Here is a 22,235-nt window from a genome sequence, read left to right on the forward strand (position 1 = left end):
GCCCGCCAATGTGCGGGTTTTTTTTTGCCTCGGGGAAAACCATGGCCTTTAACACCGGAAATCCTGTAGAGCCGAACGGTTCTCGTGACCCGCGCGATCTGATTGACAATGCTCAGATCGCTGACAAGCTCATCAACAGTTCAGACCTTACGTGGTTTGGCAGGCTGGGTAAGGCCCTGAAAACGTGGGCGGGCATGACGGCGGAGCACAACGCCGCCCAGGTGCAGCGAACCGCCGAATTTCAGGCGTTTCTTCAAAACATCAGATTTGAAGTTCCGGTGAGCTACGCCGCTGGGATTAACATCACGCGCAGCACGCAGACCGTGCTCTATAACGGTCAGGTATACCGTCCAAAGCCGGAAGCTTTGCCTTTCGTAACGACGACCTTCCCGGCAGACGAGGCAAAGTGGTTGCTCGCCGGCGATAGTACGCTCCGCCAAGATCTTGCAGCGAGCACCGGCGCAGGCCGCTCCGGATTCGATTCTGCGTTGGAGTACGCGCCCGCAACTGTAGGCTTTGAGCTTGCAAACCTGGTTCGGCCTGGCGCCAAAAAACAGCAGCGTACGTTCGCTGACTTCATGATGCTGCAGAATCTGGGGAACCTTGACCAGCTCAATAAAGCACTGATGGCAAGAGTTTGCACTGTTGTTATCTTCAGTGACTCAATCGCCGAAGGGGATCGTGACGGGCTTGAGGACAACTCTGTAGTTCTTCGAATAATGGCGTTGCTTCGTGACCAGAACCCATCTATCACATGGAACTTTGCGAACTTCAGTTTGGCCGGGCGCGGAATTTCAGCGCTATCAAGCTCAAGTTATGTTGGGATGTCTCCACCTGAAGATAATGCGGTGGGCTTTTATCGACCCTCAGGCAATGCATACAACTGTGCATGGCCAGGCGGATCTGTGGTGGGGAAAACCTGGTTAAATCATGGTCGCGATTTAAACCCCGACCTGGTAATACTGATGAGTGGCGCAAACGATACTACCGGCGATGGGAACACAAATGCGTCACAGATAATCGCCGTCTTGGACACAATGGCTGGCTGGACAAAGCCTCCGTCTGTGGCGTTGGCGCCAGCCGCTTTGCCTGCTTCAACGTATGGGTATCAAGACGCCATTCAGGTTTCTGCGAACGTCATGCGCGGCATCGCCAGGTCACGCGGTTTGACACTTCTTGATATCAATCGTTTGTTCCACCTGCATCGGTATGCCAAGGACGTAGATAACTGTACCTATGTCCGCGATAACGGATTCTCTGGGTATCCAAGTGGCTGGACTGCAAGCGGGGGAACGACTTTCGCGCAATCTGGTGTGCCAGGGTACGCGCTTCAGGGGGTTGGTTCGGCATTGCGCAACAACCTTGCCCAAGACCTGAACCAGAGCGGATTGTTTACCATGCCGAACTGGAGCACCCAAGTCGGTCAGCTTATTTATAGATCGCTTGGATCACCAGCTACGCAATACATCGCGCAGGTTACTGGAAATGCCGTTCAGCTTTATTTCGGTGCGATACAGCTTGCTTCTTATCCAGTATCACCGGCAATCCCTAATGGTACCGGTGTTACTCTTAGAGTTGATGTAAGGGGATGCCGACATAGAGTGTTTTTGAATGCCATCAAGGTTATTGAGTTCTGGAGTTACGCTCAGCCATTAGCAGGTAAATATGGCGTAGGCATCGTAGGCGCACTGGGAACAGTTGAAAACTCCATAGTCCATGTGGGTAATCCGCGTCAGTATGGAACCCCAGAGTTGAGCGACACCGATATTTACGGTTACAGCCCTGAAGAGTTTGCCACCAATCCAAACTCCCTTGGCGGTAACGGGATCAACCACCCAACCGCTCTTGCAAACACCTTGATATGGACGGCTTCATTCGCACCGCTCCTGCATCACATCAGAGCTGCCAGGAACGTTAAAGTTGTTGATGCAATAAACCCCGTAGCGGTTACTGACTCTGGGAACTTCGCAACCGCCTCAACGACTGTGACAATGCAAATAGACGGCAACTCTGGTTTCCCAGGGGCAGTAGTTGTTGCGTCGACCGGTGCAACGGCAGCCTGCCATCTGGCCAGGATAGTTTCCGTAAGTAACGCAGATCCTGCAGGCCGCACGATAATTGTGCGAGTTCAGCATTCCACCGGCGCTTCCTATTTGACCTCAAACGTTCAGCTCCCAGTGGGTAACTGGATGGTGACTGCAAACGCAGTACTGTCAAAAGACGCAGCAAACACGGTATTCAACTCGCTTCTAATAACGGCGGTTCGTGTTTCGTAAATAATTGAAAGTTTCCAAGCCCGCCTTTGAGCGGGATTTTTTTCGCATGGAGAAAAGCATGCCGATCACCGAGCAGCAGTTGCTGCAGATCCTCCCGAACGCCGGCCGCCAAGCCGGCGTTTTTGTTTCTGCGCTGAATACGGCCATGGGTCGTTACGGCATTGTCGGCACCCTGCGTGTGTCCGCGTTCATCGCCCAGGTCGGGCATGAGTCTGGTCAGTTGCGTTACGTGCGCGAGATCTGGGGGCCAACTGCGCAGCAACTCGGCTATGAGGGCCGTTCTGACCTAGGCAACACCGTTAAGGGTGACGGCTCCAAGTTCCGTGGCCGTGGACTGATCCAGATCACCGGCCGGGCGAACTATGCTGCGTGCGGTGAAGCCCTGGGCCTGGACTTGATCAATCAACCTGAGCTGCTCGAGCAGCCACAGCACGCCGCGATGTCGGCTGCGTGGTTCTGGTCCACGCGAGGGCTGAACACTCTGGCAGACCAGAAGGACTTCGCGAAGATCACCAGGCGCATCAATGGTGGGCTGACCGGCCAGGCCGACCGTCAGGCGCTGTACGACAGGGCGCTGAAGGTGCTGGCATGACGCTGGCGCAGAAGGTGGGTGTGTTGGCGCTGGCAGTTCTCCTGGTGTTGGCGGTTGGCGCCGGCGCCGGGGTATGGCTCGCCGCCCGTCACTACCGGCCGCTGCTCGACACGGCCAACCTCGACTTGACCAACACTAAGGCGGCACGGGAAAACCTTGAGGCGTTGGCCTTGGAGCAGGGCAGGAAGCTTGGCGAACTGGTGCAGGCCGGTGAGATGCGAGAGCGGAGCGCCGCATTGGCGCAGGAGAAAGCACGGCAGGAGGCCCAGCCCGACTACGCGGCCGCCACCAACCTATTGCGCGAGCGAACCGGCGGCGATCCCGCCCAGGCTGCCAGCGCGATTATTGATAAGGAGTTGGGTCTATGAAAGTGTTGCTGGTGGTGCTGGCCGTGGTGTTATCCGGGTGCGCGAGCAGGGAGCCGGAAGTGCGCACTGTCCGCGTCGAGGTGCCCGTACTGGTGCCGTGCAAGACTAAAGACGTCGCGGCCCCGCCGTGGGCGGCGCAAGGCCTGAAGAAGTCGGACAGCCTGGAACTCAAGGTGCGGGCGCTTCTGGCTGAGCGTCGGCAGCGGATTGGCTATGAGCGTCAGCTGGTTGCTGCAGTTGAGGCCTGTCAGTAGCTCGCCCATTCAACGCCATCAGCAGGCGCTGATTCTCCAGGAGCAGGTGATCACGCTGGCCGGCAACCGAATCGAGCGATCGGACCTTGCCGTCCAATTCCCACGTTTCATGATTCAGTCGAGCGATGTTGTCGAGCGCCTTCTTCAGCTCAGCTTCGGCCGAGGCCTTGCCGGTGGCCAGCAGGTCGCACATCTGCACCAGCCCGGCAATGTTCCGGCGCGCCTCGGTCAGCCGCTTCTGGGTCGCGGTCAGCTCGTCCTCGAGCAGGGCGCACTGGTGCTGGTACATTTCCAAGGGCGTAGGGCATCCAAGCCACTCGCAGGTGTCTTTGTCGAGCTTCATGGTGGGCAAACTCAAATACTGTATATGCGCACAGTAATCGAGGTGTTGCGGATTTGGGAGTGGTGTTCGTCGGCAGGACGCCGTTGAGGGTGTTTTTCTGTCTAATACTACCTTGCTCTAACCCGGTTTCATTGGGCTTAAAGCTAACAGAATTGAGCTTGGGTTTTAGACAGGTTGAGCCGGAAAGCCGCGCATCATAAGGCCCTTGATCCTATCAAGCCCATACTGCTGCATCATCGGGGTGTGGGAAGACAGATCGGAGGTGTTTTTACTCATCAGATAGTTAGCAAATTCGTTAAAAGGAGTGGGGCAAAGATGGGGCGCTTGGCCCTGCTAATTTTGCGATGGCGGCAAGGTTAACACGCAAGGTCGAGGGTTCGCAGGTCACAAACAGCCAGGCAAAAGCCAAAAATGGCGCAGCGCCCAATGGCCATCACTCTCAAGAATGAACACCGAACCCGTGGCGAGGGAGCTTGCTCCCGTTGGACTGCGCAGCAGTCCCATGCTCTTGAAGCAAAGAGCAGGGCCGCTTCGCAGCCCAACGGGAGCAAGCTCCCTCGCCACAGTTAGCGGTGCTTGTGCTATCTCTTAACTGATCGGCATCAGGCGCCGCGCCTGTTTTTCATTCGTTCGTTACTGAAGGTTACCGGGCGAATCCAACACCTTCACCACATCATCAACCACCGCCTTGACCATCTCCTGCAAGTAATGCGACGCCCAGGCGTACCGGTCCGTTTCCTTGGTCATCGCCACATCTTCGGCGAGTTGCTTGGCGACGTGGAGGAGGTCCGAGGCGTGGTGTAAAGCTTCGTGCAGGGAGACACCGCTGTTGACGCGAAATAGCGGTTGGTCGGAGTGGAAGGAGAAGGGGGTGACGCCGAGGGTGGTTGGATCTTGCGCAGTGCTCATAAAACACCTCCGAGGACGGAGAAAATGAGCCGAGAAAGGTGACACCTTTTGATGCAATAAACGTAGAAGCACATAAGTGAAAGTTCCTTGATTTGAGGAACTGCCACGAACCTTCTCACAGGTTTGGGTGGCAGCTGTGCGCAGGGTGAGAAACCGGCAATCAAGGCAACCGGTAGACCCGAAGGTCTCCCACGCACAGCCGCCATAAAACGATACCGCAGACGAAAAAAAACGCCGCGATAGGGTTCTTGGGCGCTTTGCGCCTTGATTTGCTCGGATTCTCACGCCCGGTCGCTGAATTTGCAGCGACCGGGGGAGGTTAGCGTGATGGTGGGGTGGGTGCAACTGGGGAGTGTATATTTAGCATTGCTGTGGTCGAAAAATACGGGGGTATTTATGTGACAAAAGTTACTTTAGCTTGTATGGTTTTCTCGGCTTTGAGCCATAGTATGTTATGGCTAACAAAATAAGAGGAATTCTAATCCATATCGTTTGCTAGGAGAGGGCCGAGAGTATCATCTTCCAATATGCACCAGCGAATGAAGGCGGAATATGGCATATTTCTTTTAATGAGAATTTTCATACGTTCTATCGATGTTTCTTTGTCGTCTGGTGTGGCGATGGGAGCATAGAAAGAGTCAATTTGATCCAGCAGTAGATTGTATTGCTTGAAAACCTTGGTTCTTAAGAATTCGCTAGAAATACGTTTGTTAACGGTGTGATTGCTGTTGAAAACTTTTGCAAGTAATTCTATTGTTTTTAAAGTGCGTGGATGGTCATTAGTGGCGGCAATTATTACCGACTTTCCACGTGGAGACATAGGGGGAAGGAGCTTTATGGCGCGGAAGGCGTCATATTCGGGATCGCAGCAATCGATAATATCATTAAAGACTGTACTCTTTATGTTGTTGCATCTGCTGCAGGCGAAATAGAGATTGTCCCAGTGATATTTTAACTCTTCATTGCCCTCATGTGATAAAAAATGTTCGACATTTATATCGTGCGGGTCGTTTGTTTCACAAATATAGCACTTATCAAAAAAAATTCTTCTCAGTTCGGTGTAAACGTCTTGACCATCGTAGGATCTAGCTTGAGCGAGTGACGCTGGTGCGGGATAACTACGGGTGGCATTAAACATTTTTACCACCTTTAATGTTCTTGTTCAATATGATCCTTGCGCGTTTAATGTGCATCGCGGACTCGGCATCTAACTCTGACTCGTGCTTACTGACCGCTTTAAGTGTCCGCTCTAACTCTTCAAGGTTCGGTGGTGTTTCTTGTAAGATATCGTAGAGCCGTTCCACGTTGTCCGTGACAATTTGAGATACGGGTGGTGTATCGAATAAGCCGCGTAAAATTGATTCATAAGAGTACATCGATAAGTCATCGATTTGTTCGAGCGTAGATATGTCATAAATTACGGCATTGCTGACGGAGGAAACTACAAATGGGGAGTGGGTAGTAATAATAAATTGAATGTTAGGGAATGCTTCAATTAAGAACGAAAAAACTTTGCGTTGGAGTGATACGTGGAGGTGTGCGTCAATTTCGTCGATAAAAACTAAACCATACATTTCTGAAGGATGGATGTCGCGTAATTCAACCTTCATAATCAAATTTGCATAAATAGCTAAAAGAGAGGAGAAGCCAGATGACAGCTTTTGAAAGCGGTATGGGGACTTGTCATCTTGATAGATAAAAAAGCACTGTTTGTTTGAGTCAAATTGTATACGGAGATTGGGGTCTTCAAAAAGATTTTTGAAATCACTCTCAAGTTTTTCGAACCATTTTGCAATGGTTTTCGCCGCGCCGGGGTCGTTTCCAATGTTAGGCGATTCAGCATAGGCTTGTAGGGTTATTTGGCTTACGAGATATTCCTCAAAAAAGCTCGATGTGTCCGGTGTGCCTGCTGATTGTAGTATTATTTTTTCTTTACTTGTAGCAGAAGCCGCCTCCCTAAAATCGGCTTGACGAGTAGCTTCAAACAGTACTAGTACTGCTTTGCCTTTTTTATAGTCTTCTGCGTATTTTTTTTCATCGGAAAATACTAGGAGTGGATTGGATAAAGACTCAAGCTTGGCTGTGGCGAGTTTGCGCAGGTCTACATAGTATCCGTAGCTTTGATTGGTTGGGTTGTTGGCGCTTATAAATGTGTTCGCTGAGTTAAGTCGCGACTGTATAGCTTGTGTAGGCTCATCATTGGTTAACACCAATTCGCAAAATTTGTGCAAGCTTTTAAGGAGTTGAGTTTTTCCCGATCCGTTTATGCCGGTAATAATAATACTGCGACCGCTTGCATCTATAGAGCACTTTTTGTCGGTGCCTGGGATTGTTGCATTTATCGCTACTGCGTGAGGGTATTTACTGGTCAACTTATTGCTCCCTGCGTTAGAGTTGTTCGGCGAGTTGTTCGTTTTTACACTATGGTATGTCGATTTGAAAAGTGAAAAAGGAGTGTGTGACCTGTTTGGGCGGCTGCCGAGCAAATATCCCCCATTCCGCTATTTTTTTTGTAGCGGGAGGTTCGACACCGACCCTTGCACAGGAGTGTTGAAATCATCAGTGAAAAGTAAAATGGAGCGTCTACTCCGATCTCAGGCCGACGCCGCGTTGTGCTTCAGCCGTCATCATGAGCAGATTCTGCTGTTTGTTGGCCTCAATCAGTATTGCGTAATAGACCCGCTTTTTCTGTCCAGATTTTGCGTTACGAATAAAGTCGGAAAAAGGATTTTTAGCGCCTTTGGACAAGCCAAGCTTCGTTGAAATGATCATTACGCACCTAATCGTTGACCGTGATAATTCAGGTTAACACGCATGTTTGTCCCTTCGCAGTGCACAAGCAAACAGGTAAATATCCTTACAAATGCATAAAATATGCAATTTAGCATTTGCCAACCCCAAAAACTCCCGGCACTATCGCCGTTATGCAAAAACGCAACGTTTCAACCGTCTTAAGAGAGCTGCTGGACCGCGACCGGATCTCCCCCACGGAGCTTCACCGGCGTACCGGCGTGCCTCAATCCACACTCTCGCGGATCCTCAGCGGCAAAATCGTTGATCCGTCGGACAAGCACATCTCGCGCATCGCCGAGTATTTCCGCGTCAGCACCGACCACCTGCGCGGGCGCGCGGCGTTGGGCCTTGGGCGCGATGACGGGCGCGACCCGATGCATTCGGAACTCAAGGACATAAGCCTGTGGGACGACGACACGCCCGTTAATGATGACGAGGTGTCGATCCCCTTTCTGCGCGAGGTTGAATTGGCTGCTGGATCAGGAAGATTCGTCATCGAGGAAAGCGAGAAGGCCAGCCTGCGGTTCGGCAAGCGCAGCCTTCGCCATAACGGGGTGCAGTTCGACCAGGCCAAATGCGTGACGGTGCGCGGCAACAGTATGTTGCCGGTGCTGCGCGATGGCGCGACGGTCGGGGTGAATGCGGGCAAGAGCGGCATTGGTGACATCGTCGATGGCGACTTGTATGCCATCAATCACAATGGCCAGCTGCGGGTGAAACAGCTCTATCGCCTGCCTTCCGGGATTCGCCTGCGCAGTTTCAATCGCGATGAGCACCCGGACGAGGACTACAGCTTCCAGGACATTCAGGATGAGCAGATCAGCATCCTCGGCCATGTGTTCTGGTGGGGCATGTACGCCCGTTAACCTCCTTGCGTAAGACAAAGCCCGCCCATGTGCGGGCTTTTTTTCGACCTAAAAAAACCGGTAAGCCCTTGGCCCACCAGGCTCAAAATGCACTGATGCATTTAGCTAGCAAAAATAAATGCGTTTGTGCATTGACTGTATATGCATACATGCATATTCTTCATCTCAAGCCAGCCAACAAGGTGGTGGAGGCGGCAAGGATGCTGCCAAGGAAAGTGACAAGGGAAGTGACAAGGAAGCCACGCAACATCGGCAAGGACGCCATCGAAGCGATGGCAGGGATGCCAGGCAACACCGGCAAGGATGCCGACGCTCTTTAGTTACACCGCTTTAAAAAACAGGCAGCGATGAACCGGCCTTAACGGTTCAGAGGGTTGGCAACTGACCCGGGTGTGCAGCGTAAAGCACCAGAAGCAGTTATCCGGCAGACAGGGATCGTGGTCGGAAAAACATTGAGGAAAGAACCGTACCGCGCCAGTAGCGCCGAACGTTCGAGGACATCATTACTGAAAAGCCCGGGCAACCGGGCTTTTTGGAATGCCGACCTATCGAAGCATGTGTGAATGAAAAATGGACTATTGAGTGCTCAGCCAGGAGGCGTGACATGACAAATGAACAACAAGCGTTAGCGGAAATGCCTATCTGGCTGGTCATCGTATTGGCAGTGATCGGCGGGGTGTCCGGCGAAATGTGGCGCGCCGACAAGGAGGGCGCACGTGGCTGGTCGCTGATCCGCCGCCTGGCCCTGCGCTCCGGCGCGTGCATGGTCTGCGGCGTTTCAGCCTTGATGCTGTGCTACGCCGCCGGCATGTCGATCTGGACCGCCGGCGCCATTGGTTGCCTCACCGCAATGGCCGGTGCCGATGTCGCCATCGGCCTCTATGAACGCTGGGCGGCCAAGCGCATCGGGGTCAACCAAGGCTCCGGCCAAGACCCGCAGTAACCGTTGCAAGGACGCTACTTAATATGACCCTTATCGAAAAACCCTCCCAACTGCCCTACGCCATCGGCGCGGCGCTGCACGCGGCCTTCCCCGACTTGAAGGTCGGCAATCACCAGGATTTTCAGGGCGCCTTGGATAAAACCGGCGTGTTGATCACGGTCGAAGGCAATGGCCCGGGCATTCGCTCTCGTGAAGGGCGCAAGGCTCACGCCCTGACGATTTCGCTCCGGGCCATGGTGGCGCCGGGTGCGCTGCCATTTGATGCCTGCGACCTGGCCAGCCAGCTTATGGACCAGGTGCTGGATAACCGTTGGGGCCTGCCATTGGCCCAGTGCGATTTGCCGATAAATATCGTCGCCGCGCCAGTTGCTGCAACAACAGCAGAAACGGACTACGACACCTGGACTGTCTCCTTCACCCAGACCGTCTACATCGGGCCGGTGTTACTCACCGATCCTACCGGCCAGCCGCTGTTTGCCCGCACCTGGGAAGTGGCGGATATCGACGATCCCGACCAATACAAACCACTGGCGGAGTAGCCCATGTTCGACGCGCTGTTACGCATGCAACTGGGGCCGATTGTCGAACGCCTGGCAGAGATGGAAACCCAGCTTGAAGACCTGTATCGACGCGCCGAGAGTTTTTGTCGGATTGGCACGTGTCAGTCGGTCGACGCCGCCAGCAATACCTGCAAGGTCAGCCACGGTGATTTAGTCACGCCGGCGATCCGCTTTTTCAACCCCAGCGCAGGCGCACAAACCGAAACGCGCATCCCGTCTGTGGGTGAACAATGCCTGTTGCTCAACTACGGCGGCGGCGAAGGCGGTGGGCAGTCTGTGGCTTTGTTCGGCCTCAACAGTCGCCAGTTTCCGCCGGTCTCCAGCGTTGCCACATTGACCCGGCGGCGTCATCAGGACGGCACCCAAAGCGACTATGACGACGCCAGCCATATGTTCAATTGGGTCAACGGCCCCACCACGTTCAGCGGTTCGCGCGAACAGGTAGACGTCAAAGTCGGCGCCGCCAGCTTGGTCATGAGCGCCCAGAACATCACCCTGCAAATCGGCGGCACCAGCCTGGTACTGGACGCTGGTGGCGCGCACTTCAGTGGCCCGCTGGTCGATCATCAAGGCCGCGTCATTAGCCCCCGATAAGGACATCCCATGCTCGGCATTGATCGAAACACCGGGGCAGCCGTCGATGACTGGCTGCAATTCGTGCAGCGCGCCACCCGAGCGCTGACCACCCCGGTGGGCACTCGTCAGAAACGCCCGCTGTACGGCTCGCTGATCCCGCAACTGCTTGGCCAAAACCTTGGCGACGACCTGCTGATCCTCGCCCAAAGCCACGCCGCGCAAGCGTTCTACAACAGCCACAACGGCATCGGCGATTTTCAACCCCAGGTCATCGTCGCCACCCGCCAGGGCGCCGGCCTGCTGTTGCGCTTTGCCGGCACCTGGAAAAACCGCCAACAAACCTTCGAGGTCGTGACATGAGCATGCTGATCCCCGGCCAGAACCAACTGGCGGAACCGGCCATCATTGCGGTGGATGAGTTCGAGCCGCTATTGGCCGAATTCAAGGCGTTTGTGGTCGATTACGTCGCCACCCGAGCACCGCAAAGCGCGGCCAAACTCAAGGTCAGCCTCGACAACGAAAGCGAGTTGCTGACCCTGGCCCTGGAAGCGTTTTGTGTGCGGTTGCAAACCCACGAACGCAAATACAATGCGCGTATCAAGCAGATGCTGGCGTGGTGGGCCACTGGCAGTAACCTGGATGCGCGCCTGGCGGACATGGGCCTGGAACGCCAAGTGCTCGATCCAGGCGACCCGGCGGCGTTTCCGCCGGTGCCGCCGACGTTGGAGAGTGACGACGACGCTCGCTTGCGTTATTACCTGGCGCCGCATGCACCGGCAGCCGGCTCGCGGATGCAGTATCGCCGCGAGGTGTTCACCTTGGGCGAGCGACCGTCGGTGAAGGTGCAAAGCGCGACGCCGGGCGTGGTGACGGTCAGCTACACCTTTGATCCCGACGGTTATGCCGCGCAGGTCAAGGACGGTAACGCTCGTCGAACAGCGCCCGGTGAAGTGATGGTGACTGTGCTTGCTCGTGAGAGTGACGGCACGCCGTCCGCCGATTTGCTTGACGGGGTTCGTCGCCATTTCGCACGGCCGGATGTGAGGCCGGAGACGGATCTGGTTAGCGTGCAAGGTGCGCAGATCCTGCCTTATAAAATCCGTGTGGTTGCGAAGATCAATGCCGGCCCGGATTCGGGGCTCACGCAAGTTGCCGCGCAGAAACTGCTACAGGACTATGCAGAGTCTTGTCATCGGCTGGAGGGGCGGGTGGATCCGAGTTGGATTGACTATGCGATTCACAGCGCCGGGGCGGCGCAGTTACAGATCCTTGAACCCTTGGCACCGGTTATTGCGACGGCCTTTCAGGCGCCTTATTGCACCGGGGTTGAAGTACAGGTACGCACGCTATGAGTGAGCGCATACCGAGCCTGCTCCCCGCCAACAGTTCGCCCTTGGAAAAAGCGTTGGACCAAGGCTTCGGTCAGTTACTCGAGCGAGTAACCCCACCGTTCCCCGCGTTGATGGACCCCTCGCAAACGCCTACGGATTTTTTACCTTATCTCGCAGCGGATCGTGGCGTGAACGAATGGAGTTCTACTGCCGCCGGGGCTGAAAAGCGTGCGACGGTAAAACTCGCCTGGCCAACCGCTCGACAGGCCGGTACCCGTACAGCACTCGAAAATGCTGCCAAAGGCCTGCAACTGATCCCTGAGGTAAGGGCCTGGTATGAGCAGTCGCCGCAAGGTAAGCCTTTCAGTTTTTCCATCAGGGCTTACTCCGAACTGCCGTACAGCGAAGAAATTGACGCGAGGCTGGATCTGCGTCTAGCAGAGGCCAAAAGCGAGCGCGACATTTTCACCGTCACGGTCGGGTTGAGCGCGTTTGGTAGCCATTCAATCGGCGCTGCGACTGTCTGCGGTGAGCTGACCACTATCTATCCGATTTTTATCGAGGGGCTTGAAGCGTCCGGCATGGCCTTTTTGGCAGCCGGCTTCTATAGCGTCGAAACCGTCACTATCTATCCACAGGGGTCCTAAATGGCCGACTTTTATACCTTGCTGACCAACGCAGGGATTGCTTATGAAACTGCCTGCAAGGCTGCGGGCGTGCCGATCAAACTCGCGCAAATTTCGGTGGGCGATGGCAATGGCTCTGTCTACAACCCCGACGCCACTGCAAAAGCGCTGAAACGTGAAGTGTGGCGCGGGCCGCTGAATGCGCTGTTTCAGGATGAGAAGAATCCAAGCTGGTTGCTGGCCGAGGTAACGATTCCGCCTGAGGTCGGTGGTTGGTATGTGCGTGATGCCGGGCTTTGGACGGACACCGGGGTGCTTTACGCAATCGTTAAGTACCCGGAGTCTTTCAAGCCGGTTCTGGCAACTTCTGGTTCGGGGAAAGAGTTTTATATTCGGTCGATTTTCGAGACGAGTAATGCATCGCTGGTGACGTTGTTGATTGATGACACGGTGGTCAAGGCGACGCGGGCTTGGGTGATCGGTTATGTGGCTGATGAGTTGGCCAAGCTGGATGCGAAACAGTCGGTACGCGTGGCGACCACGGCAAATATCACCCTGAGCTCAGCGCAGACAATTGACGGTGTGGCTGTTGTTGCGGGTGATCGGGTCCTAGTTAAAAATCAAACAACCGCGAAAGACAACGGACTTTACGTGGTGACGAATGCGGCTTGGGTTCGAACTAAAGATGCGGACGCCAGTGCCAAGGTGACGTCAGCAATGACGGTGTCTATTGAGCAGGGCAGGACTCAGGCTGACACAATTTGGCAATTAGTTACGGATGGGGAGGTTGTGCTTGGTGTCACATCGCTCTCGTTCCAGAATGTGACTCAGGGTTTCGCCCCTCTTAATTCGCCAGCCCTAATTAACCCCACTGCTAATACACCACCGCTATTCGATAGCACTAAGGCCATTGCGACTACTGAGTTTGTGCGGAGGTCGTTAGGTGGATTTTCTGGGGCGTTGACCATTTCCTCATCTCGAGAGCTAACCGCAGATGATGCTGGAACACTGATTTGGCTGACTGAAAACTGCACGTTAAGTTTGCCTGCACCGGCGTCGCTCGGACTGTACATCGGATGTGCATTTGAAGTTTTTACTACGGGTATTGGTGCAACGCTGTCTTTCAAAGCTGGAGCGAAGCTGCAGGATCAGAGCGGGGCCATCGTGAACTCTTTTAGTATGAGGCCAGGACAGTCTGCCAAAGTCGTTGCGACGAGTAATACGCAGTGGTTGATTACGAGCTCAACGGCTGGTCTCGGTAAAAACTCTGACTTTGCTGCGTCCCTCCAATATTCCGGCTACAAAAAGGAACCCAGTGGGCTGATTACGCAGTGGGGAAGCACCGTCTCGTCCGGAGCGCAGTCAGGAAACTGGGCGGTAACGCTGCCAATAACGTTCCCAACTGCCTGCCTAAGTGCATCCATTTTAGGAAACGGCGGGGCAACGACATTTTCTGTTTTGCCGATGCCTACTAACGCACTTATTGCCACCGCGATGAACTCTACGAATGGCGAAAAAATTTCAGGTCTTGGTGGTTTTTTTATCGCCATTGGATACTGAATTAGGGGACTAGCATGTTTGCATCAAAATCTAATCGCGGTTTTTTTGACCCTGAAATTAACGATTTTATACCTGATGACGCGGTAGAAATTTCCTTGGAAAGGCATGCTGAGCTGCTTGCTGGACAGTATGAAGGCAAGATCATTGCTTGGGGAGATGATGGCTTTCCTGTGCTGATTGAACCTCCACCAACCAGTGACCAGGAACTCACAGCTTCTGAGCGCACTTGGCGTGATAGCCAACTAGCTGTTACTGACAGCATTGTGACTCGTCATCGAGACGAGCTTGAAGACGAGTCAAAAACCACGCTCACCGCCGAGCAGTACGCCGAGTTGCAGGCCTACCGTCGAGCCTTGCGCAATTGGCCAGAAGCTGGCGAGTTTCCCTTGAGCGAGCACCGCCCCCCGGCGCCTGTCTGGCTCTCAACGCTACTCCAATAAATGCCCCGCTCTGTCGGGGCATTTTCTTTTCTGGCGCTTACTTATTGATAACCCACTAAAACCGCGCTGCGGTTTTTTTTATGCCCGGAGATCCACCCATGCACAACCGCCAAACCTACACCGTCCTCATCCCATTCCCCACCGGAGGTGGCCATTGGTCCACCGCCGGCGAAGAACTCGAACTGCTCGACGTCGAAGCATCCGCCCTGCGCACCGCCGGCCGCCTGGAACTGACCAGCGTCCTCAACTCCACCCCCAAGAAGGCTGACTAATCATGGCTGAGGTTTTGAACTTCGAGCACAACGGCATCACTGTGAATGCCACCGAATCCCCCGAGGCCATGGGTGGCCTGGGTGACAACGTTATCGGCCTGGTCGGCACCGCGCCGAATGCCCACGCGTCGATTCCGAAAAACGCGCCGTTTCGCATCAACAGCTTCACTACTCAGGCGCTGCTGGACCCTACCGGCGCTGAGTCGGGCACGTTGTTTCAGGCGGTGTACCAGATCCTCAAAGTGGTGAAAGTGCCGGTTTATGTGGTGATCGTGGAGGAGGGCGCAACCCCGGCCGACACCGTCAATAACGTGATCGGCGGCAACGAGCCAACCACCGGCCGTAAGCTGGGCCTGGCGGCTCTGAGCAGCGTCCCGGAAGACCTGACCATCATCGGCGCGCCAGGCTTCACCGGCACCAAGGCCGTGGCCGGTGAGTTCGCTGCCTTTGGCAAGCGCATCAAGGCCCGTGTGGTGCTGGACGGCAAGGACGTCTCGGTCGCTGACCAAGTGACCTACAGCGGCGAACTGGGCGGTGCCGACCTCGGCTTCGACCGTTGCCTGCTGGTGCACAACCTGCCGTCGGTGTATTCCAAGGCAGCAAAGAAAAACGTGTTCCTGGCGCCATCCTCGTTGGCCATCGCCGCGTTGGCCAAGGTCAAGCAATGGGAGAGCCCAGGTAACCAGGTGACCTTCGCCGAGGACGTTTCCCGCGTGGTCGAGTACAACATCCTCGACACCTCCACCGAAGGCGATCTGCTCAACCGTTACGGCGTGAGCTACTACGCGCGCACTATCCTTGGCGGTTTTTCGCTGCTGGGTAACCGCTCCATCACCGGCAAGTTCATCAGCTACGTTGGCCTGGAAGATGCCATCAGCCGCAAGCTGGTCAAGGCCGGCCAGAAAGCCATGGCCAAGAACCTCACCAAGTCGTTCATGGACCAGGAGGTCAAGCGCATCAACGACTGGCTGCAAACCCTGGTGGCCGATGAAACCATCCCCGGCGGCAGCGTGTACCTGCACCCGGAATTGAACAGTGTCGAGAAGTACAAGAACGGCACCTGGTTCATCGTCATCGACTACGGCCGTTACGCGCCAAACGAACACATGATTTATCAACTCAATGCCCGCGATGAAATCATCGAGCAGTTCCTGGAGGACGTTCTCTAATGTTTACCAACCGTGTAAGACAGGCCATTGCGGCCACCCTTCAAGGCCTGCCGTTGTCCGCGACGGTGGAGGAATTCACCCCGCCGAAGATCGAGTTCGACATGGAGCCCATGTCCGGCGGGCGCTTCATCGCCGAAGAAATGGCCAAGAGCGGCAAGGTGCTCGGCGCCACTTTGGTGCTGCAAGGTGCCGGCCCGGAAATCATGTTGGCCCTGGGCGTGCGCCTGGGTGACGACATCCTGCTCAACGTGCGTGAAGCCGGACAAGACCAGGACGGCAAGACCTACTTCACCTACCACACCGTCGGCGGCAAATTGAAATCCCTGGCCGAGGCGAAGCTGAAGATGGGCGACAAGGTCACCACCACCCTGGAGCTGTCCTGCCGCACCTACAACCGCCTGGAAAATGGCATTCCGGTGATCGACATCGACGTGCGCACCCAGAAGTTCGTGCTCAACGGCGTCGACATTCTCGGCGATGCACGCCGCGCGGTGCTGATGCCTTAAAGGCGAAGCGGGCACGGTCAATGTGGGAGCTGGCTTGCCTGCGATGGCATCGCCTCGGTGCACCCGACATACCGAGTCGTCTGCATCGCGGGCAAGCCCGGCTCCCACATTGACTGCGCTTAATCTCAAAGATGCTTAACAAGGAATTGCCCCATGGCCTGGATGCCACCGCTGCACATTCTGCTGTCCCCGATCACCGCCGACACTGGCGCGACGATCCAGCAGATTCAACTCAAACCGCTGTTCTACGCCGCGCAAAAAGCCGCGCTGGCCCGGGCCGGTGATGACGAGGACGACCAGTTTTTTGAACTGGCGAAACTCGCCACCGGCCTGTCGGAAAAAGAGCTTGATCAACTCAAACGCCCGGACTACGTGAGCATCGCTCAGTACGTACATGACATGTCGACACGCCCTGCGTCGTTCTTCCTCGATCAGCCTGACGAGGGGAGCCACGACCAACCGGTCCAGCTGTTGCTGGCGCTCGATGCGGCCGGTCGCAGCCTGACCGAACTGTCTCTGGAAATGCCCGCCCTGCGCGCCACCAAAGTGATGAAAAAACTCGCTACCAACAAAGAACGCGCCGAGTTCATCACCGCTCATTGCACCGGTTTGATGATCCCCGATCTCGCCGGCCTGACCGTGCCCGACTGGACGCAACTGCAGGAGCGCATCGACGATTTTTTAAATCAACCGGCGGACTTCTTTCGCAGCGCGACATCGAAGTAATCCTCGATGTGGTGCCGCTGATTTACTCGGTCAATGAGGCGGAGATCCTCGGCTGGGACGCCGGCAAAGCATTGCGCCGCTACGACATTGCGATCACTCGCCTTGGCGTTAAACAGGAGTAAGCGGGATGCAAAACACGTATTCGCTCGCGTATGCCATGGCCAAGGATGGTCAGGGCGTTTTCGGCAGCGCAAATGGCGCAAATGATGCCAGTCTCGTCAATCCAGGCACGTTGGCACCCTCCGTCCCCGAGCGCGCGACGGGGATGGGCCTGGCGTTAACCCATGCAGACTTGAGGCTTAACGAACTCGCGCAGTCCTTGCAGGTACTGCGTGAGAGTGCGGACGCGCTTGAAACATCTTTATCCACACTGAAGACGGCTGGTGTGCAGCCGTTGAAATCCGAGGAACACAGCGAATCGAAGACGGTTGCTGAATTCACATCGACCCGGTCCGAAGATCTGCGCCTTACCCGTGAATCCATGTCGCTGGGCGCCGGGCAACCTCTCGACCCGGTTGCCGCGCAGCGATATTCGAATGCCCATCTTTCGTTTGATACAAAGGCCACTTCGGAGAAGTCGATAACGGTTTTACGAAAGGAAACCACTGAAAGCGCAAGTCGTCTTACCAAGACCCTGGAACCGGCGCCGATATTCCTGGAAGCCACATGGTTGCAGGCCAAGACCGAGGTGATGGATAAAGCCAATGGCTGGGCCGGCGACTCGCCGCTCGGGGCCAAGACGGTCAAAACGGCAGAGGCCGTGATTTCGGGGTTGGCGGAGACAGTCTCTTCCAGATTCAAAGGCAACGTGGTGGATGTGACGCTTGGCAAGATTCCCTTGATTGGGAAGTTTTTCCAGGACGGTGGCTTTGAAAAAGATAAGTCATGCTGCTGTGCAACGGCGGGCGAAAAATCAATTTCGAGCAAGAACTCGGCGCGCGGTGGGTCTTCGGGGAGACAGCGGTCCAGAAAGCCCAAGTCTCAGTCGGCAAAAAAGTCCCAGCCGGCGCGAAAGGCTCAAACAACACAAAAGTCCCAGCCAGCGCGAAAGGCTCAAACAACACAGAAGTCTCAAACCTCGCACAAGAAGCAAACGCCTGCAGCGAAGCCATCCGCCGCAAAGCGCTCGCTTGCAAAAGGTGCTGGTTTGGTGGCGTCGCTGTATGGCGTGGGCGAACGCCTTTCGAAGTGGTTTCCCCAGCAGCAGTCGCTTGGGTTTGCAGGTGCCGCTTCACCAGGATTGCAGCCGCGCGCGGCCCGCACCAACAGTCGCAACAAAAAGACGGCCTACCCGCGAATGAGTTCGGGCAGCGCGCCTGGGCTGCTTGAGGCATTGGAACGGGGGCTTGCGCCCATGCCGTTCGAAGGTCGCCAAGACGCCCTGCCACAGGCTCGACCCATCAGTGGTGAACGTCTGCCTGCCCCGGCCCACAGCTCACTCAAGATGCCTGCTTCAGGGTTGTGGGGCACGCTGAGCAAACTGGAGTCGTCCGCCGCCCGCCGCCTCGGCCCACTGAAGTACGTCGACACCGCTATGGACGTGGTGCAGGGCGTACGTAACGGTGACGCCAACGCTGTCGGTGCAGGCCTCACCACGGCCGGTGGCGCCTGGGCCGGAGCCTCCGCCGGTGCGGCCATCGGCACGCTGATTTTCCCCGGTGTCGGCACCGCCGTCGGTGGCGCAATTGGCGGCCTGCTCGGCAGTGAGGCGGGCAGCTGGCTTGGCGAGAAATTGTTCAGCGCAAATGATCGCCTGCCCGCGCCTGGTGCGGTGAGCAAAGAGCTCAATGCCGCGCGCACGGACAACGTGCAAGTCACCCTCGCCCCGAGCATCCAGATCACCGGCGTCAACCCGGCCGATGCCCAGCAAGTCGTCAGTCAGGTGATCCAGGCGCTGCAATTTCAGTGCATGCCAATGGTCACCGACGTTCTGGGCATTCGGCGCAACGTGGCACTGGCTGACCCTTCAGGAGGTGATTGATGCGACAACAAATGGTCCTCGGCGACTTTATTTTTGGTTTGTCCCGAGGTTTTGCCTATTCCTCGTTGCTGCGCAGTACCGACGGTGGCTGGGCTGACCTGGCGATTATTGCCAGCAAACCCCTGTCACGACAGAGCGGGCAGAAGCTGGAAAAACTCACGTTCAGCGGCACGGCGATGTACGCCATCGGCATGCAGCGACTGGACGAACTGCGCGCGCTGCAAAACGCACGGGCACCCCTGCCTTTGGTCGATGGCATTGGCCGCAACTGGGGCCTGTGGCGGATCAATTCAGTCGTGGAAACCCAGAGCAATGTGATCGACGACGGCACCGCCATGCTCATGACCTGGACCCTGGAATTAGAGGAATTCGTCAATGCGTAGAGTGCGAAGTATCGCCGGTGATTCGGTCAACCTGCTGCTCTACCGCGAGGTGGGGCGTTGCGACGACGCGGCGGAAGAAACCCTCTGGCGCCACAACCCCTTACTGGCCGAATACGGTCCGGTACTGCCGGCTGGCGTGTGGGTCATCGTGCCTGAAATGCAAGCGCGGCCCGCTGCCGTGCGACCTGTTCTGGCCTGGGATTAAGGAGGCTGCATGGCACAGGGATTCACACCGATTGTGGAGTTCTACGGCGCCAACGCGGCGCTGCTTAACCAGAGGCTGATGCGCTGGAGTCACACCGACACTGCAGGCATTGAGAGTGATCGGCTCGAGTTGACCGTTAATATCGAGGGGCTGCAAGGGTTGCCCACCCTCGACGGCAAGATCGGCTTGCGTGCCGGTTATCTGGAATCGGGATTGGTGGAGAAGGGCGAGTTTGTCGTCACCCAACGCACCCCGGTGCTGTTTCCCATGAGTTTGATGATCGTGGCCACGGCTGCGCCGTTCAGCATGGCCGACAAAAGCGGTTATCGCCAACGTCGGTCCGCCAGTTATGGGCCCACGACGTTGGGGGCGTTGTTCCGCCAACTGGTCAGTCGTCATGGCTTTTCACCGCGAGTGGCGCCGTCGCTGGAAGGGGTGGAAATCGCCCATATAGACCAGTCCAACGAAAGCGACATGGCGTTCATTACGCGCCTTGCCAAACGCTATTGCGCGGTCACCAAACCATTCAATGAGCTGTATGTGCTGGCCGAAGCCGGGCGGGTCACGTCGCTTTCCGGCCAGATGCTGCCGCAGGTGAAGTTGTCGGTGACTGAAGACAACCGCCCCGGTGAACAGGCGTTCATCACGGCCAAGCTCGACGAAAAGTCCCGCGCGAAATATGAGGGCTGCCGCGTCACCTGGTGGGATGCCGCCGTTGGCAAGCAGCGCGTGGTTCAGGTGGGAAATGCCCCGTTCAAAACCTTGCGTCAACGCTACCAGAACGAAGTGGAAGCCCGTGCCGTGGCCGAAGGCGAACTGCGTCGTGTGGGGCGTGAAGATCTGAAATTGCTGATCGATTGCCCAGGCAATCCACTGTTGGCAGCCGAGGGCTTGCTGGTGCTGGATGAGACCTGGCCTTCGTATATGCAGGGGCGTTGGTCGATTACCACCGTGACCCATGTCGGCGACTCGGCGACGGGCTATCGCAGTTCGATCATGGCGACTGGGTTGTCGGCGTGAACAGGCAAGTCATTCGCACAAGGAGTTCACTCATGTTGAAAGAGCTTAGATGCGCAAACTGCAAAAAACTGCTTGCCCGAACGGGTGAGTTTACAGAGCTCCAGATCAAGTGTTCCCGATGCGCAACATTGAATCATGCGAAGGCCACGCGCCTCGAGCAATCGCCATTGAGCGACATCAAAGCGGAATTCTCCGCATTTAATCCATCGACTCAAAGGTAAATAACATGTCCAGCAGTGGTTTTCGTATTGTCCCGTTTACTCAAAATGGCAGCTCGGTGCTGCCTCCCCGCAACTTCATGCTCGTTGGGCAGTATCTCGAGTCTCCAAGCAAGCAGTACAAGCTGATCCTGGAGGCTGACGGGAATCTGCGGCTCTATGATAACGGTGTGCCAATCTGGGTGGCTGATAGCAGCGTGCCTTACACCTATGTGGACAGCAGGCCGAATACGGATCTGGTCACCTGCTTCTACATGCAAGGCGGCGCTATCCTGGTTGACCGCGTGAACAGCCGCACCTGGATTGCGCTGAACAGCTGGGTTCCGGTCAAGAATCAAAAAGGGCAAGCAGATCGCTGCTACCTCCAGGTGCAGGATGACGGAAACGTCGTGACTGTAGATGGTGTGCCTATGTGGGCTCGATTCGGTTTTACGCCGGTGGCCGAGCCACGCCCTGGCAAATTGATTTATGACACTGGCACCAACAAGGGGCCGAATCAGTGGCACGTTAAGGACTGGACGTTCAATAACATCTTCTGAGCAATAGGAGGCCTCGTGAATCTACGGGGCCTCTTTGCAGCTGTTCACCTGTTCAGGGCCTCGATATTGATCGAGGCCCTTTTTTCGTATGTGCGCCAGGCATGGCGCGTTACGGCCCAAGGAGTGTGTGTCATGTTAGTGACGCAACTGCAGGCAATCATGCCAAGTGCGGGCCCTCGAGCCTGCGTATTCATCCAGACGCTGAATGCTGCAATGAGTCTTTACCAAATCACTACTTGCAAACGCATGGCAGCCTTTCTCGCCCAAGTCGGCCACGAATCCGGCCAGTTGCGCTATGTGCGTGAACTGGGCAGTGATCAATACCTCAGCAAATACGACACCGGCACCCTGGCCGCGCGTTTGGGTAACACCCCGCAAGCCGATGGCGATGGCCAGAGGTACCGGGGCAGGGGCCTTATCCAGATTACCGGGCGGCGCAATTACCTGGCCTGCAGCCAGGCGTTGTTCGGCGACGACCGCCTGTTGCAGCAACCGCAACTGCTGGAGCAGCCGCAATGGGCGTGTGCGTCCGCTGCATGGTTCTGGCAGAGCAATGGTTTGAACGAACTCGCTGACAAAGACCAGTTCACCACTATCACACGGCGCATCAATGGTGGCCTGAATGGCCTGGACGATCGTTTGCAGCTCTGGGCGCGGGCGAAGGCGATATTGGGCGTTTCCTGAGGCAGGGTGCGCGCCGTCGGCCATTAGTGTCTTGATGCACTCTGCAACTTGCATGGCCGATAGGCTCCTGTAGGGTAGGCAAACCCCCGCCCATT

General features: G+C 56.1%; 30 protein-coding genes. 25 read left to right on the plus strand and 5 right to left on the minus strand.

From position 1 onward, the window contains the following. The first annotated feature begins 41 nt into the window (after positions 1–41). The 4 genes from PSH96_RS06225 to PSH96_RS06240 are packed head-to-tail and all read left to right on the plus strand — an operon-like array spanning position 42 to position 3,490. The gene (locus tag PSH96_RS06225; RefSeq protein WP_305458229.1) at positions 42–2,276 is read left to right on the plus strand and encodes a hypothetical protein; all 2,235 of its coding nucleotides are present in this window, start codon (positions 42–44) and stop codon (positions 2,274–2,276) included. 58 nt (positions 2,277–2,334) lie between these two features. Further along, the gene (locus PSH96_RS06230) at positions 2,335–2,868 is read left to right on the plus strand and encodes a glycoside hydrolase family 19 protein (RefSeq protein WP_305460000.1); all 534 of its coding nucleotides are present in this window, start codon (positions 2,335–2,337) and stop codon (positions 2,866–2,868) included. Then, a complete protein-coding gene (locus tag PSH96_RS06235; protein WP_305458231.1) occupies positions 2,865–3,236 on the plus strand; it encodes a hypothetical protein in 372 nt (123 codons plus the stop codon). Before PSH96_RS06230 ends, PSH96_RS06235 begins: the two co-directional genes overlap by 4 nt. Continuing rightward, positions 3,233–3,490 carry a hypothetical protein gene (locus PSH96_RS06240; protein WP_305458233.1) on the plus strand — a complete coding sequence of 86 codons (258 nt, stop codon included), beginning with the start codon at positions 3,233–3,235 and terminating at the stop codon, positions 3,488–3,490. Before PSH96_RS06235 ends, PSH96_RS06240 begins: the two co-directional genes overlap by 4 nt. On the opposite strand, the gene PSH96_RS06245 is transcribed toward PSH96_RS06240, so the two are convergent. The 5 genes from PSH96_RS06245 to PSH96_RS06265 all read right to left on the minus strand — a co-directional run bounded on the left by PSH96_RS06245 (position 3,405) and on the right by PSH96_RS06265 (position 7,514). Further along, positions 3,405–3,833 (minus strand): hypothetical protein, encoded by a 429-nt coding sequence (locus PSH96_RS06245; protein ID WP_370694325.1) that lies wholly within the window; start codon positions 3,831–3,833, stop codon positions 3,405–3,407. The two genes, PSH96_RS06240 and PSH96_RS06245, sit on opposite strands and share 86 nt — an antisense overlap. 633 nt (positions 3,834–4,466) lie before the next feature. After that, complete coding sequence (locus PSH96_RS06250; RefSeq protein WP_305458235.1) at positions 4,467–4,742, minus strand: DUF3077 domain-containing protein; 276 nt, start codon at positions 4,740–4,742, stop codon at positions 4,467–4,469. Positions 4,743–5,220: 478 nt separating this feature from the next. After that, positions 5,221–5,880 carry an HNH endonuclease gene (locus PSH96_RS06255; RefSeq protein WP_305458236.1) on the minus strand — a complete coding sequence of 220 codons (660 nt, stop codon included), beginning with the start codon at positions 5,878–5,880 and terminating at the stop codon, positions 5,221–5,223. Further along, entirely contained in the window at positions 5,873–7,114 is a 1,242-nt protein-coding gene (locus PSH96_RS06260) for an AAA family ATPase (protein WP_305458238.1), read from the minus strand. Before PSH96_RS06260 ends, PSH96_RS06255 begins: the two co-directional genes overlap by 8 nt. Before the next feature lie 211 nt (positions 7,115–7,325). After that, positions 7,326–7,514 (minus strand): hypothetical protein, encoded by a 189-nt coding sequence (locus tag PSH96_RS06265; protein ID WP_305458240.1) that lies wholly within the window; start codon positions 7,512–7,514, stop codon positions 7,326–7,328. 152 nt (positions 7,515–7,666) lie between these two features. Here PSH96_RS06265 and PSH96_RS06270 point away from each other — a divergent pair, with 152 nt between their 5' ends. From PSH96_RS06270 to PSH96_RS06370, 21 genes are all read left to right on the plus strand, one after another. Further along, a complete protein-coding gene (locus PSH96_RS06270) occupies positions 7,667–8,401 on the plus strand; it encodes a helix-turn-helix transcriptional regulator (protein ID WP_370694326.1) in 735 nt (244 codons plus the stop codon). A gap of 5 nt (positions 8,402–8,406) precedes the next feature. Next, positions 8,407–8,721: a hypothetical protein gene (locus tag PSH96_RS06275; protein ID WP_305458241.1), complete on the plus strand. Its 315-nt coding sequence runs from the start codon at positions 8,407–8,409 to the stop codon at positions 8,719–8,721. A 284-nt stretch (positions 8,722–9,005) separates the two neighbouring features. Next, positions 9,006–9,344, plus strand: a complete 339-nt coding sequence (locus PSH96_RS06280; protein ID WP_053254660.1) for a phage holin family protein — start codon at positions 9,006–9,008, stop codon at positions 9,342–9,344. Positions 9,345–9,367: 23 nt separating this feature from the next. Next, the gene (locus tag PSH96_RS06285) at positions 9,368–9,883 is read left to right on the plus strand and encodes a hypothetical protein (RefSeq protein ID WP_305458243.1); all 516 of its coding nucleotides are present in this window, start codon (positions 9,368–9,370) and stop codon (positions 9,881–9,883) included. 3 nt (positions 9,884–9,886) lie between these two features. After that, the gene (locus tag PSH96_RS06290; protein ID WP_305458245.1) at positions 9,887–10,498 is read left to right on the plus strand and encodes a phage baseplate assembly protein V; all 612 of its coding nucleotides are present in this window, start codon (positions 9,887–9,889) and stop codon (positions 10,496–10,498) included. Between the two features lie 9 nt (positions 10,499–10,507). After that, on the plus strand, positions 10,508–10,840 hold the full coding sequence (locus PSH96_RS06295; protein WP_053254663.1) for a hypothetical protein: 333 nt from the start codon (positions 10,508–10,510) through the stop codon (positions 10,838–10,840). Further along, a complete protein-coding gene (locus PSH96_RS06300; protein ID WP_305458247.1) occupies positions 10,837–11,832 on the plus strand; it encodes a baseplate J/gp47 family protein in 996 nt (331 codons plus the stop codon). Before PSH96_RS06295 ends, PSH96_RS06300 begins: the two co-directional genes overlap by 4 nt. Next, positions 11,829–12,458, plus strand: a complete 630-nt coding sequence (locus tag PSH96_RS06305; RefSeq protein ID WP_305458249.1) for a phage tail protein I — start codon at positions 11,829–11,831, stop codon at positions 12,456–12,458. Before PSH96_RS06300 ends, PSH96_RS06305 begins: the two co-directional genes overlap by 4 nt. Continuing rightward, on the plus strand, positions 12,459–13,997 hold the full coding sequence (locus PSH96_RS06310; RefSeq protein WP_305458251.1) for a phage tail protein: 1,539 nt from the start codon (positions 12,459–12,461) through the stop codon (positions 13,995–13,997). It abuts the gene before it with no gap. Between the two features lie 14 nt (positions 13,998–14,011). Then, positions 14,012–14,437: a phage tail assembly chaperone gene (locus PSH96_RS06315; RefSeq protein WP_305458253.1), complete on the plus strand. Its 426-nt coding sequence runs from the start codon at positions 14,012–14,014 to the stop codon at positions 14,435–14,437. Positions 14,438–14,535: 98 nt separating this feature from the next. After that, a complete protein-coding gene (locus tag PSH96_RS06320; RefSeq protein ID WP_016970773.1) occupies positions 14,536–14,709 on the plus strand; it encodes a hypothetical protein in 174 nt (57 codons plus the stop codon). 2 nt (positions 14,710–14,711) lie between these two features. After that, positions 14,712–15,878 carry a phage tail protein gene (locus tag PSH96_RS06325; protein ID WP_065928919.1) on the plus strand — a complete coding sequence of 389 codons (1,167 nt, stop codon included), beginning with the start codon at positions 14,712–14,714 and terminating at the stop codon, positions 15,876–15,878. Beyond that, entirely contained in the window at positions 15,878–16,384 is a 507-nt protein-coding gene (locus PSH96_RS06330) for a phage major tail tube protein (RefSeq protein ID WP_058421630.1), read from the plus strand. Before PSH96_RS06325 ends, PSH96_RS06330 begins: the two co-directional genes overlap by 1 nt. Before the next feature lie 153 nt (positions 16,385–16,537). Next, positions 16,538–17,110, plus strand: a complete 573-nt coding sequence (locus PSH96_RS06335) for a phage tail assembly protein (protein ID WP_058421631.1) — start codon at positions 16,538–16,540, stop codon at positions 17,108–17,110. 127 nt (positions 17,111–17,237) lie between these two features. Then, positions 17,238–19,091: a phage tail tape measure protein gene (locus tag PSH96_RS06340; RefSeq protein ID WP_305458258.1), complete on the plus strand. Its 1,854-nt coding sequence runs from the start codon at positions 17,238–17,240 to the stop codon at positions 19,089–19,091. Then, complete coding sequence (locus PSH96_RS06345; RefSeq protein WP_305458260.1) at positions 19,091–19,474, plus strand: phage tail protein; 384 nt, start codon at positions 19,091–19,093, stop codon at positions 19,472–19,474. The genes PSH96_RS06340 and PSH96_RS06345 overlap by 1 nt, the downstream gene beginning before the upstream one ends. Next, complete coding sequence (locus tag PSH96_RS06350) at positions 19,467–19,679, plus strand: tail protein X (protein ID WP_305458262.1); 213 nt, start codon at positions 19,467–19,469, stop codon at positions 19,677–19,679. The genes PSH96_RS06345 and PSH96_RS06350 overlap by 8 nt, the downstream gene beginning before the upstream one ends. Positions 19,680–19,688: 9 nt before the next feature. Beyond that, on the plus strand, positions 19,689–20,699 hold the full coding sequence (locus PSH96_RS06355; protein WP_305458263.1) for a contractile injection system protein, VgrG/Pvc8 family: 1,011 nt from the start codon (positions 19,689–19,691) through the stop codon (positions 20,697–20,699). 32 nt (positions 20,700–20,731) lie between these two features. Further along, entirely contained in the window at positions 20,732–20,920 is a 189-nt protein-coding gene (locus PSH96_RS06360) for a Com family DNA-binding transcriptional regulator (RefSeq protein WP_305458265.1), read from the plus strand. 5 nt (positions 20,921–20,925) lie between these two features. Beyond that, positions 20,926–21,456 (plus strand): hypothetical protein, encoded by a 531-nt coding sequence (locus PSH96_RS06365; protein ID WP_305458267.1) that lies wholly within the window; start codon positions 20,926–20,928, stop codon positions 21,454–21,456. A 132-nt stretch (positions 21,457–21,588) separates the two neighbouring features. Continuing rightward, positions 21,589–22,140, plus strand: a complete 552-nt coding sequence (locus PSH96_RS06370; RefSeq protein ID WP_305458269.1) for a glycoside hydrolase family 19 protein — start codon at positions 21,589–21,591, stop codon at positions 22,138–22,140. Positions 22,141–22,235 lie beyond the last annotated feature (95 nt).

It is taken from the genome of Pseudomonas sp. FP2338, from assembly GCF_030687515.1.
Lineage (GTDB): Bacteria > Pseudomonadota > Gammaproteobacteria > Pseudomonadales > Pseudomonadaceae > Aquipseudomonas > Aquipseudomonas salomonii.

Coding starts and splice junctions, on each gene's coding strand:
- PSH96_RS06305 (WP_305458249.1), top strand. CDS start 11,829: ATGAGTGAGCGCATACCGAGCCTGCTCCCCGCCAACAGTTCGCCCTTG.
- PSH96_RS06335 (WP_058421631.1), top strand. CDS start 16,538: ATGGCCTGGATGCCACCGCTGCACATTCTGCTGTCCCCGATCACCGCC.
- PSH96_RS06280 (WP_053254660.1), top strand. CDS start 9,006: ATGACAAATGAACAACAAGCGTTAGCGGAAATGCCTATCTGGCTGGTC.
- PSH96_RS06250 (WP_305458235.1), bottom strand. CDS start 4,742: ATGAGCACTGCGCAAGATCCAACCACCCTCGGCGTCACCCCCTTCTCC.
- PSH96_RS06330 (WP_058421630.1), top strand. CDS start 15,878: ATGTTTACCAACCGTGTAAGACAGGCCATTGCGGCCACCCTTCAAGGC.
- PSH96_RS06350 (WP_305458262.1), top strand. CDS start 19,467: ATGCGTAGAGTGCGAAGTATCGCCGGTGATTCGGTCAACCTGCTGCTC.
- PSH96_RS06240 (WP_305458233.1), top strand. CDS start 3,233: ATGAAAGTGTTGCTGGTGGTGCTGGCCGTGGTGTTATCCGGGTGCGCG.
- PSH96_RS06370 (WP_305458269.1), top strand. CDS start 21,589: ATGTTAGTGACGCAACTGCAGGCAATCATGCCAAGTGCGGGCCCTCGA.
- PSH96_RS06295 (WP_053254663.1), top strand. CDS start 10,508: ATGCTCGGCATTGATCGAAACACCGGGGCAGCCGTCGATGACTGGCTG.
- PSH96_RS06290 (WP_305458245.1), top strand. CDS start 9,887: ATGTTCGACGCGCTGTTACGCATGCAACTGGGGCCGATTGTCGAACGC.
- PSH96_RS06345 (WP_305458260.1), top strand. CDS start 19,091: ATGCGACAACAAATGGTCCTCGGCGACTTTATTTTTGGTTTGTCCCGA.
- PSH96_RS06270 (WP_370694326.1), top strand. CDS start 7,667: ATGCAAAAACGCAACGTTTCAACCGTCTTAAGAGAGCTGCTGGACCGC.
- PSH96_RS06310 (WP_305458251.1), top strand. CDS start 12,459: ATGGCCGACTTTTATACCTTGCTGACCAACGCAGGGATTGCTTATGAA.
- PSH96_RS06255 (WP_305458236.1), bottom strand. CDS start 5,880: ATGTTTAATGCCACCCGTAGTTATCCCGCACCAGCGTCACTCGCTCAA.
- PSH96_RS06230 (WP_305460000.1), top strand. CDS start 2,335: ATGCCGATCACCGAGCAGCAGTTGCTGCAGATCCTCCCGAACGCCGGC.
- PSH96_RS06235 (WP_305458231.1), top strand. CDS start 2,865: ATGACGCTGGCGCAGAAGGTGGGTGTGTTGGCGCTGGCAGTTCTCCTG.
- PSH96_RS06285 (WP_305458243.1), top strand. CDS start 9,368: ATGACCCTTATCGAAAAACCCTCCCAACTGCCCTACGCCATCGGCGCG.
- PSH96_RS06265 (WP_305458240.1), bottom strand. CDS start 7,514: ATGATCATTTCAACGAAGCTTGGCTTGTCCAAAGGCGCTAAAAATCCT.
- PSH96_RS06245 (WP_370694325.1), bottom strand. CDS start 3,833: ATGAAGCTCGACAAAGACACCTGCGAGTGGCTTGGATGCCCTACGCCC.
- PSH96_RS06360 (WP_305458265.1), top strand. CDS start 20,732: ATGTTGAAAGAGCTTAGATGCGCAAACTGCAAAAAACTGCTTGCCCGA.
- PSH96_RS06325 (WP_065928919.1), top strand. CDS start 14,712: ATGGCTGAGGTTTTGAACTTCGAGCACAACGGCATCACTGTGAATGCC.
- PSH96_RS06355 (WP_305458263.1), top strand. CDS start 19,689: ATGGCACAGGGATTCACACCGATTGTGGAGTTCTACGGCGCCAACGCG.
- PSH96_RS06365 (WP_305458267.1), top strand. CDS start 20,926: ATGTCCAGCAGTGGTTTTCGTATTGTCCCGTTTACTCAAAATGGCAGC.
- PSH96_RS06340 (WP_305458258.1), top strand. CDS start 17,238: ATGCAAAACACGTATTCGCTCGCGTATGCCATGGCCAAGGATGGTCAG.
- PSH96_RS06320 (WP_016970773.1), top strand. CDS start 14,536: ATGCACAACCGCCAAACCTACACCGTCCTCATCCCATTCCCCACCGGA.
- PSH96_RS06300 (WP_305458247.1), top strand. CDS start 10,837: ATGAGCATGCTGATCCCCGGCCAGAACCAACTGGCGGAACCGGCCATC.
- PSH96_RS06225 (WP_305458229.1), top strand. CDS start 42: ATGGCCTTTAACACCGGAAATCCTGTAGAGCCGAACGGTTCTCGTGAC.
- PSH96_RS06315 (WP_305458253.1), top strand. CDS start 14,012: ATGTTTGCATCAAAATCTAATCGCGGTTTTTTTGACCCTGAAATTAAC.